Origin of the sequence: Anaerovibrio slackiae, from assembly GCF_009695585.1 — a bacterium.
In the GTDB taxonomy this organism is placed as follows: Bacteria; Bacillota; Negativicutes; order Selenomonadales; family Selenomonadaceae; genus Anaerovibrio; species Anaerovibrio slackiae.
This window is the reverse complement of the sequence record NZ_VUNR01000050.1, coordinates 1-9,845: the sequence shown is the minus strand read 5'-3', so window position 1 is coordinate 9,845 and position 9,845 is coordinate 1. Positions and strand designations below refer to the sequence as shown.

Here is a 9,845-nt window from a genome sequence, read left to right as displayed (position 1 = left end):
CAAAAACCTGTTATACACAAACCTGACGCATCCCAGTGTCTGATTGATTAGCTGTTGCTGTTGCTTAGTGGGATATATTCGATACAGATAGCCTTTTTGCTGTAACACATCATTCACCTCCTGCCACTTACTATTATATCACCACTACGTTCTATTATCCACCTCAATTACTTGCATAAATTCGGTGGACGTGGCATTCATCTCCCGCCTATAGAGGCAGGGAGTCTTCTGCCACATTAAGATAAACGTACTCCGCAGGCACATGCCCACGACAGACCACGCCAAAATCCACCAGCCCCTTTTGCAGCATGTCCGTAATGCTTTCCTCATTGCCACTGAAAATATGGAACAGTATATGAGGATATGACTGGCGCAAGGCTGCCAGCACCCTGATAACTTCCTGCATAGCTGCAGTTTCACCGCAGCCAATATAAATCTCCCCGGCAATATTTTCCTCTGTCTGCAAAAACTGCGCTACAGTCTTATCAGCCAGCGCCACAATTTCCCTTGCCCTCTCCTTGAGAAAAATGCCTTCCTCAGTCAAGGTAGTACGCCTTTTTCCCCGCACAAAAAGCCTCGTTCCCAGCTCCTCCTCCAGCTCACTAAGCTGACGGGAAAGCGTCGGCTGGGTAAGATGCAGTTCCTCGGCAGCCTTGCTGATATTCTCATTTCTGGCAACTGACAAAAAATATTTCAATACGCGAAGTTCCATATAGCTTCCCCCATACTTGTAAAAATTGCTAAAAACCTTGCACCAAAGCCGCTTATAAAAAATTGCCGTGCAAGAAAACACCCTTGCACGACAATTTTATTTCCCATATTATAATCCAAAAATCATTGTTTCACAACAAGCCAGGCACCATAACGGGCTTCCCGCCTGTCAGCCACTGTTGCACGTGAAACATTAAACCAGCATATCTGCCAGCTCAATGTACTCAGGGTCCAAAGGCTTCTTGTTGGTGATAGCATCATGGAGATTAATAGCTACAACCTTGCCCTTGTTAAAGCCAAATACTACATCAGTCTGACCAGCCATCAGAGCCAGGGCAGCCTTCTCACCCAGCTGGCTTGCCTTTACGCGGTCCTGTACAGTCGGGGAACCACCGCGCTGGATATGGCCCAGTACGGATACACGCACGTCCATCTGAGTCTTTTCCTCGATGTACTTGCCGATATCGATACCGCTGCCTACACCCTCTGCTACTACAACCAGGGAATAACGACGGCCATTCTCATAGGACTTCACCAGGTTAGCGCATACATCATCCAAATCAAACTCCCGCTCAGGAATCAGAACAACCTCTGCACCACCTGCAATACCTGCCAAGGTAGCCAGCCAGCCGCAACGGCGTCCCATAACCTCTACTACAGCAATACGGCTGTGAGCAGAAGCAGTATCACGCAGCTTGTTGATAGCATCAATAATGGTGTTGGCTGCAGTATCACAGCCAATGGTGTAGTCAGTACCCCATACATCATTATCAATAGTGCCAGGCAGGCCGACGATTGGCACACCGGTCTCTGCACTGAGCTTGCTGGCACCGCGCAGGCTGCCGTCACCACCGATGACAACCAGGCCCTCAATGCCGCGCTTCTTCATGTTTTCATAAGCTTCCATACGTCCTTCCGGAGTCATGAAACGCTTGCAACGAGCTGTACCGAGGAAAGTACCGCCACGCTGGAGGATATCTGCCACACTGCGGGAAGTCAGCTCCTCCATCTTCTCATCCAAAAGGCCGCGGTATCCATCATAGATACCCCAAACCTTGCCGCCCTCATACAGAACAGTACGCACTACTGCACGAGCTGCTGCATTCATGCCAGGGCTGTCGCCACCACTTGTTAATACACCGATATTCTTGATCATATTATACCCTCCCTGTGGGTTTGAAAAATAATGGCTAAATGATAAATTGAAGTTCTGTCAATAGAAGGTACTCTATTTCAATATCATTTCTGCTCCTATAGCATTATAAATCATTTTAGCAATAAAATAAAGTCTTATAAAGCATATTTATATATATGAAACAAACTACTGACAAATCTCCAATGAAAAATGACTTCTTATACTAATTTTAATACATTTTCCCAGAAACTCAACACTTTTTCTAAATTTGTAACAATATTTCTTTTGTCACTGATATTTACAAATGGAGCTATGACAGGTAGAATTATATATAGTAATATTATGTATCACAATTTTCTAGACAAAGGAGATATACATGAAAGAATTAGAATTAAAGTATGGCTGCAATCCCAATCAGAAGCCTGCCCGCGTTTTTGTCAAGGAGGGTGACATTCCTTTCACTGTCCTGAACGGCAAGCCTGGCTACATCAACCTGCTGGATGCCATGAACAGCTGGCAGCTGGTGCAGGAGCTGAAAAAGGCCACCGGCCTGCCAGCCGCCGCCTCCTTCAAGCATGTAAGCCCGGCAGGTGCTGCCGTAGCTGCTCCACTGCCTGAGATTTTGCAGAAGGTATACTTCGTAGAAGGCATTGAGCTTTCCCCTGTTGCTACAGCCTATATCCGCGCCCGTGGTGCTGACCGCATGTCCTCCTATGGCGATTTTGTAGCACTGTCTGACGAATGTGATGCCCAGACCGCTTCCTTCCTGGCCCGTGAGGTATCCGATGGCATTATCGCCCCATCTTACTCAGCCGAGGCTCTGGAAATCCTCAAGACCAAGCGCAAGGGCACCTATCTGGTGCTCCAGATGGATCCAGATTTCCAGCCGGCTGAACTGGAACAGAAGGAAGTATTCGGCATTACCTTCGAGCAGAAGCGCAATACCGTAGAAATCAACGAGGACTGCCTAACCGACATTCCTACTGCCAACAAGACCTTCACTGAGGCAGCGAAAAGAGATCTCCTTATTGCCCTCATCACCCTGAAATACACTCAGTCCAACTCCGTATGCTACGCCAAGGACGGACAGGCCATCGGCATCGGTGCCGGTCAGCAGTCCCGTGTGCACTGCACCCGTCTGGCTGGCAACAAGGCTGATGTATGGCATCTGCGCCAGCATCCGAAAGTGCTGGCTCTGCCATTCAAGGATGATGTACGCCGCCCGGACCGCGACAACGCCATTGATGTTTACATTTCTGAGGAGTGGGAGGACCTTTTGGAGACAGATGACTGGAAGCGTGTCTTCACTGAGAAGCCTGAGCCTCTTTCCCGCGAGGAAAAGAAGGAATACCTCAAGACCATTACCGGCGTAGCTCTGGGCTCCGATGCCTTCTTCCCGTTCGGTGACAATGTAGAGCGTGCCAAAAAGAGCGGTGTTTCCTTCATCGCCCAGTCCGGCGGCTCCATCCGTGACGACAATGTCATCGAAACCGCTGACAAGTACAACATCGCTATGGCCTTCACCCACATCAGACTTTTCCACCACTAAGCAAAGTTATCCACAGGCTTATCCACATATTAACAGGTTATACACATATACCTGTGGATAAATAATGAGATATACACACATATTTAAAGTGCCTGATTTGTTCATCTCATACATTATGAACAATCAGGCACTTTTTCTATTTCTCCATATGCAATTCTAATTATCCAGCCAGATATTTATCTTACAGGGTATGCCAGAATAAACGGCTGATTTTTCTGTTCCTCCGGCAGCATGGAATGGTCAAACCACATGGCAAAGAACCGCCAGCCGTTGCCTGCCGTATAGCCATCCTGCAGGTGATCGCTGGTATCGTAGCTGTCCATGAAAATCAGCACATCATCCAGGGTAGTTTCCGTGCCCATGTTATCGTAGCCGATAATCACGCGCCAGTGGCCGCCCCACTCCACATTTTCCACCATAATCGGATGACCTGCCTTCAGTTCCTTCTGCACAAAACCGGCAAACGCCTCATAACTATCAAAGCCTTTGCCCTCCAGGCTGGTCTCCACATGCCAGCCAATGCGCCTGAAAAACTCCGCCATGTCCTTCGGATTTGTACCAATCGGATACCCCTGAGTCTTCATCTCCTTGGCAAGCCCCATCTCATCATACTGCTTAACCCCAAAGTAATACAGCACAGTCAGCCCTGCTGCCGGGCCGCAGGTATACTCCGTTGCCTGCTGGTAGGTGGGATAATGGGACAGTATAATCAGATTATCATTAGACTGCATGTTGTAATAATCCAGTGCCGTAAAATATCTTGAAGGCTGGTGATTAATCTCTGGCGGTGCGGCAGATGCCCCCTCGGATTTCGTATCAAGCCCCTCCGGATAAGGTATCACCTGGGGCATTTGCCCATCATTGCTCTGGGCAAACACCGCACCTGTCCCCAAAACAATCAGCATCAGCAAAAACAAAAGACATTTTTTCATAACCGCTCATCCTCCATTCCTTAACTGTCAAACACATCACTGCCGATGTATCAGCATCATATAGTGAAAATCTCTTTTCTGTATGGTGTTTCACGTGCAACACCATACAGAATATGACTTTCACACTAAATATACTACATCATCTTTCTTCTTGTCAAAAATAACGTTTTTTGATATGTTAAGTAGTGAAGTTATCAAAAAAGCCGTTTTTTGACAACTTCATGATACATTCTGTCATTTTCTGCCTATTCCGCTAGCGAGGTGAATATAATGAAATACATATCTTTGAAAAAGCTATACTATAAGGACAATCAAAACCATCAGCAAACCTATCAGCAGAGATTCAATGCCCCTTTCACAGAACATATTAATATTCCTATCAGGCAGTATAACAGAAACAAGGTATATCCTGCCTTTTTTTGCCTTACCAAAGAAATAGCCAAGCTACAGGAAAATATTCTATCTGCTAATAACAAGCTGCTGCAAATCGTAGATGTTACGCCTGAAATCGTGCTGAAGCAGTTAGCATTATTATGTATTATAGACGAAGTAAAATCCAGTAATGAAATCGAAGGTGTCCACAGTACCAGGCGTGAGCTCATGGATGCCATGTCTTCCCTCAAAAAAGGTACACGTTATGTCAGCACCATCTATAAATATCACCTGCTGACAAACCAAAAAGAAATTCCTTTTGCCACCTGCCATGACCTGCGGCAGTTTTATGATGAATTTGCTCACGATGAGGTTATCACTGAAAATGCTGCCAATCGCCTTGATGGCAATATTTTTCGGGCAGGCTCGGTAGACATAGAAGCTCCCACAGGAAAATCCATTCACAGGGGCGTATACCCGGAAAGCAAAATCATCACTTATATGGAAACGCTTCTTGGCATCTTCAATGACAAGGATTTGCCCGTCCTTATTAGCACTGCGCTTTGTCATTACCTTTTTGCTTATATTCATCCATTTTATGATGGCAATGGCAGGACCGCCAGATTTCTGACCTCATATCAATTAACCCAGGTATTGCATTATACTGTTGCCCTGCGCCTATCAATCACCATCAAAAAAAACAGAAAAGATTACTACGACCTGTTTTCGCTCACTGATGACGAAAACAACTGCGGTGACCTGACACCATTTGTAACAGGCTTCTTGCAGATAACTCATCGGGCTGTTAATAATACTATTGCCCTGCTGCAAAGAAAACTGGCTCAATATAAAAAGAACCTGGCTATCCTGGAACAAATTTCGGAAGATGCACTATCTCAAGATATATACAAGTTGCTTTTCCAAGCCAGCCTGCTTTATGGGCAAGGCATTACCATGCAGGAATTATCAAAACTTCTTGACAAATCAACAAACACCATAAAAAGCAGGCTGCAAGCCATGCCTAATGAACATATTATCATAATACAGCGCAACAGAAAAAAATTTTATAAGCTCAATCTGCTGCTATTAAAAAAATATACTTAAAGGGGAAAATTGAGCCCAGGCATCACTTTCCACACAGCAATATTGTTCCACGTGCAACAATGCCATTTTACGTTGTTTGTTCCGAAAGATATTGTTATACTTATACATAGAGAGATTTTAGATAAAAGGAGATAACAGTCTATGGCAGAAATAAAGAAGGAACAGGAACGTGACGAACTGCACAGGGCTATCTGGGCGATTGCTGATGAATTGCGCGGTGCAGTAGACGGCTGGGATTTCAAGAATTATGTGCTGGGCACCATGTTTTACAGGTACATTTCCGAGAACCTCGCCCACTACATCAATCAGGGTGAACAGGAGGCAGGCAATGCTGATTTTGATTATGCCCGGATGCCGGATGATGAGGCAGAGGGTGCAAAGGAAGGGCTGGTAAATGAAAAGGGCTTCTTTATCCTGCCTTCGGAGCTGTTCTCCAATGTGTGCAGCAAAGCAGATACCGATGAAAATCTAAATGAAACCTTGGAACGCATCTTCAAGCATATTGAGGAATCAGCTATGGGCAGTGAGTCAGAAAGTGATTTTGCCGGATTGTTTGATGATTTCGATGTGAACAGCAACAAGCTGGGAAGCACTGTAGCCAAGCGCAATGAGCGTCTTGCCAAGCTGCTGCATGGCGTAGCGGATATGAATCTCGGTTCCGTTAAAGACCATGACATTGACGCCTTTGGGGATGCCTATGAATACCTCATGACCATGTATGCCAGCAATGCAGGCAAGTCCGGTGGCGAGTTTTTTACCCCAGCTGATGTATCTGAGCTTTTGACACGGCTGGGAACCGTTGGCAAGACACGCATTAACAAGGTTTATGACCCAGCCTGTGGCTCCGGCTCCCTGCTTTTGAAAACTGAGAAGGTGCTGGGCAAAGAAGCTGTCACCAATGGCTTCTACGGGCAGGAGATTAACATCACTACCTACAACCTCTGCCGTATCAACATGTTCCTGCATGATATTGGCTTTGACAAGTTCGATATTGCCTGTGATGATACACTTACCAGTCCACAGCACTGGGATGATGAGCCTTTTGAGCTGATTGTTTCCAATCCCCCATATTCCATCAAGTGGGCTGGCGATAGCAATCCCCTGCTCATCAATGACCCAAGGTATGCCCCGGCAGGTGTACTGGCTCCCAAAAGCAAGGCAGATATGGCATTCATCATGCACAGCCTGTCATGGCTTGCACCAAACGGCACAGCGGCCATCGTTTGCTTCCCAGGCATCATGTATCGTGGCGGTGCCGAGAAGAAAATCCGCAAGTATCTGATTGATAACAACTTTGTGGATTGCATCATCCAGCTGCCATCCAACCTGTTTTTTGGCACAAGCATAGCCACCTGCATCATGGTTCTGAAAAAGGGCAAATCCGACAACACTACTATATTCATTGACGCCACCAAGGAATGTATCAAGGTCACTAACAACAACCGCCTGACAGAAGATAATCTGCAAAAGATAGTATCTGCCTTTGCCCGGCGAGAGGAAATAAAGCATTTCAGCCATGTGGCAAACTATGAGGAAATTGCAGAAAACGACTACAACCTGTCAGTGTCCACCTATGTAGAGGCAGAGGACACCAGAGAAGTCATTGACATAAAGAAGCTCAATGCCGAAATTGAAGAAATTGTCCTTAGGGAAGCTGAATTGCGTGATGCCATCCGCAACATCATTGAGGAAATCGAGGGTGGCGTATGATGAATAAGGAATTGCAGTTCTTAATATACAGTACACCAGAAGAAAATGTACTGGTGGATGTAGTGGTCAAGGATGAAAATATCTGGGTAACGCAGAAGGCTATGGCTGAGCTTTTTGGCGTAAAAGTTCCTGCCATCAGCAAGCATTTGAAGAACATTTTCGAGGAAGGAGAATTACAGCAGGAGTCAACTATTTCCAAAATGGAAACAGTTCAAAATGAAGGTACACGCAACATAAAACGACTGGTGGACTTCTACAATCTGGATGCCATCATTTCCGTGGGCTATAGAGTTAATTCTTACAAGGCAACAAAGTTCAGAATCTGGGCTACGCAGATTTTAAAAGAATATATGCAAAAAGGCTTTGCTATGGATGATGAGCGTTTAAAACAGGGCAAAACATTCTTTGGCAAGGATTATTTTCGTGAGCTTCTGGAAAGGGTTCGCTCCATCCGTGCCAGTGAACGGAGAATTTGGCAGCAAATCACCGATATATTTGCTGAATGCAGTCTTGATTACGATGAAAAATCGCCAATTACGCACCAGTTTTATGCTACTGTACAAAACAAATTTCACTACGCCATTACCAAGCAGACTGCTGCTGAAATTGTCTATAACAGTGCCGACCATACCAAGGAAAATATGGGGCTTACCACATGGAAAAATGCCCCTGATGGGCGCATCTTGAAGTCTGATGTAACCATAGCCAAAAACTATCTTTCCGAGAAAGAAATCAGGCAGCTGGAAAGGGCTGTGACTGGTTATTTTGATTACATTGAAGACCTTATCGAAAGGGAAAATACCTTCAACATGGAGCAGTTTTCTGCCAGCATAAATGAGTTCTTAGCCTTCAGACGCTATGACATTTTGCCGGACAAAGGCAAGGTTTCTCATAAAGAAGCAGTGGCTAAAGCTCATGCCGAATATGATATATTTAATAAAACACAAAGAATAGTTTCAGATTTCGACCTGTTTTTGCAGCAGGCAGAAAAGTTAGGTGGTGAAATACATGAGTAAGCTGGATGAGTTGATTAAGAAGTATTGTCCTGATGGAGTTGAATACAAAAAACTGGGTGATATTGCAACCATTTCTCGTGGTGGTAATTTTCAAAAAAAAGATTATGTATCTACTGGAGTGCCTTGTATTCATTATGGTCAGTTGTATGTTCATTATAATCTTTTCACAGATAATGTCATAACATATATCCATAAAGATAAAGCTGTAAAACAAAAATTTGCAGAACCTAATGACATTATTATGGCGGTAACCAGTGAAAATATTGAGGATGTTTGTAAAAGCATCGCATGGCTTGGAGAAAAAAAGGTAGCCGTAAGTGGTCACTCAGCAATAATACATCATTCAATGAACCCGAAATATCTTGCTTATTATTTAAATTCACTTCATTTTTATAAGCAAAAAGTGAAATTAGCTCATGGTACGAAAGTTATTGAAGTAACACCATCAGCTTTAAATGAAGTTTCTCTTCCAGTCCCTCCACTCCCCGTACAGGAAGAAATAGTACGAATTTTGGATAGCTTTACATCGCTTACAGCGGAGCTGCAAGCGGAGCTGCAAGCGAGAAAGAAGCAGTATGAGTATTATCGAAATATTTTATACACAAAACATGATTATTGCCCAAAGAAAAAGTTGATTGACATCTCAGATATTTCACGCGGTATAAGAGTTGTGAAAAAAAACTTAATTGATGACGGCAAGTTTCCTGTGTATCAAAATAGTCTTACACCAATGGGATACTATAACAAGAGCAATGTAACAGAAAATACAACCTATGTAATCAGTGCAGGAGCAGCTGGAGAAATAGGCTTCTGTAATACAAATTTTTGGGCTGCTGATGATTGTCTAGTATTTTCTAACTTGAAAGAGATTAGAAACAAATATATATACTATTTTTTATTAACAAAACAAGATTTTATACGTTCAAATGTTAGAAAAGCAAGCGTACCTAGGTTATCACGAACAGTAATTGAAAACTTACAAATTCCCATTATTTCACTGGAAGAACAAGATAAAATATTAAGCTTATTAGACCGATTTGACACTATTTGTAATGACATTACCACTGGCATACCAGCTGAAATAGCAGCTCGTCAAAAGCAATACGAATACTACCGTGATAAGCTCCTGACCTTCAAAGAACTTTCATAAGCCCCTGACATAGGAAAAGCATGACACATCAACTGTCATGCTCAGATTGTTGACAAACTAGCATAAAGCACTCCATTCATGGTAAAATATTATTATGATTGGGGTGTTTTTATGTATAAGAAAAAGAATCGTGCAAAACAACATCAGATGCAGTTCATAACGCTGG

Annotated in this window: 9 protein-coding genes; 5 read left to right on the top strand and 4 right to left on the bottom strand. The window is 44.0% G+C overall.

Annotation, left to right across the window (positions count from 1 at the left end):
• From FYJ84_RS14065 to pfkA, 3 genes are all read right to left on the bottom strand, one after another.
• Positions 1 to 108 (bottom strand): helix-turn-helix domain-containing protein (locus tag FYJ84_RS14065; protein WP_154408224.1); only part of this gene is annotated, 108 nt, incomplete at its 3' end.
• 100 nt (positions 109 to 208) lie between these two features.
• Entirely contained in the window at positions 209 to 712 is a 504-nt protein-coding gene (locus FYJ84_RS14060; protein WP_154408223.1) for a LysR family transcriptional regulator, read from the bottom strand.
• Positions 713 to 904: 192 nt separating this feature from the next.
• On the bottom strand, positions 905 to 1,867 hold the full coding sequence (gene pfkA / locus FYJ84_RS14055) for a 6-phosphofructokinase (RefSeq protein ID WP_154408222.1): 963 nt from the start codon (positions 1,865 to 1,867) through the stop codon (positions 905 to 907).
• Between the two features lie 355 nt (positions 1,868 to 2,222).
• Between pfkA and FYJ84_RS14050 the strand changes: the two genes are divergently transcribed.
• Complete coding sequence (locus tag FYJ84_RS14050; RefSeq protein WP_154408221.1) at positions 2,223 to 3,395, top strand: phosphoribosylaminoimidazolecarboxamide formyltransferase; 1,173 nt, start codon at positions 2,223 to 2,225, stop codon at positions 3,393 to 3,395.
• A gap of 176 nt (positions 3,396 to 3,571) precedes the next feature.
• Here FYJ84_RS14050 and FYJ84_RS14045 read toward each other — a convergent pair whose 3' ends face one another.
• Complete coding sequence (locus FYJ84_RS14045) at positions 3,572 to 4,327, bottom strand: C39 family peptidase (protein WP_154408220.1); 756 nt, start codon at positions 4,325 to 4,327, stop codon at positions 3,572 to 3,574.
• Between the two features lie 270 nt (positions 4,328 to 4,597).
• Between FYJ84_RS14045 and FYJ84_RS14040 the strand changes: the two genes are divergently transcribed.
• The 4 genes from FYJ84_RS14040 (at position 4,598) to FYJ84_RS14025 (ending at position 9,679) form a co-directional block, all read left to right on the top strand.
• A complete protein-coding gene (locus FYJ84_RS14040) occupies positions 4,598 to 5,803 on the top strand; it encodes a Fic family protein (RefSeq protein WP_154408219.1) in 1,206 nt (401 codons plus the stop codon).
• Between the two features lie 141 nt (positions 5,804 to 5,944).
• Entirely contained in the window at positions 5,945 to 7,513 is a 1,569-nt protein-coding gene (locus FYJ84_RS14035) for a type I restriction-modification system subunit M (RefSeq protein ID WP_154408218.1), read from the top strand.
• Positions 7,513 to 8,529 (top strand): virulence RhuM family protein, encoded by a 1,017-nt coding sequence (locus FYJ84_RS14030; protein ID WP_154408225.1) that lies wholly within the window; start codon positions 7,513 to 7,515, stop codon positions 8,527 to 8,529. The genes FYJ84_RS14035 and FYJ84_RS14030 overlap by 1 nt, the downstream gene beginning before the upstream one ends.
• A complete protein-coding gene (locus tag FYJ84_RS14025; protein ID WP_154408217.1) occupies positions 8,522 to 9,679 on the top strand; it encodes a restriction endonuclease subunit S in 1,158 nt (385 codons plus the stop codon). The genes FYJ84_RS14030 and FYJ84_RS14025 overlap by 8 nt, the downstream gene beginning before the upstream one ends.
• The last annotated feature ends 166 nt before the right edge of the window (positions 9,680 to 9,845 follow it).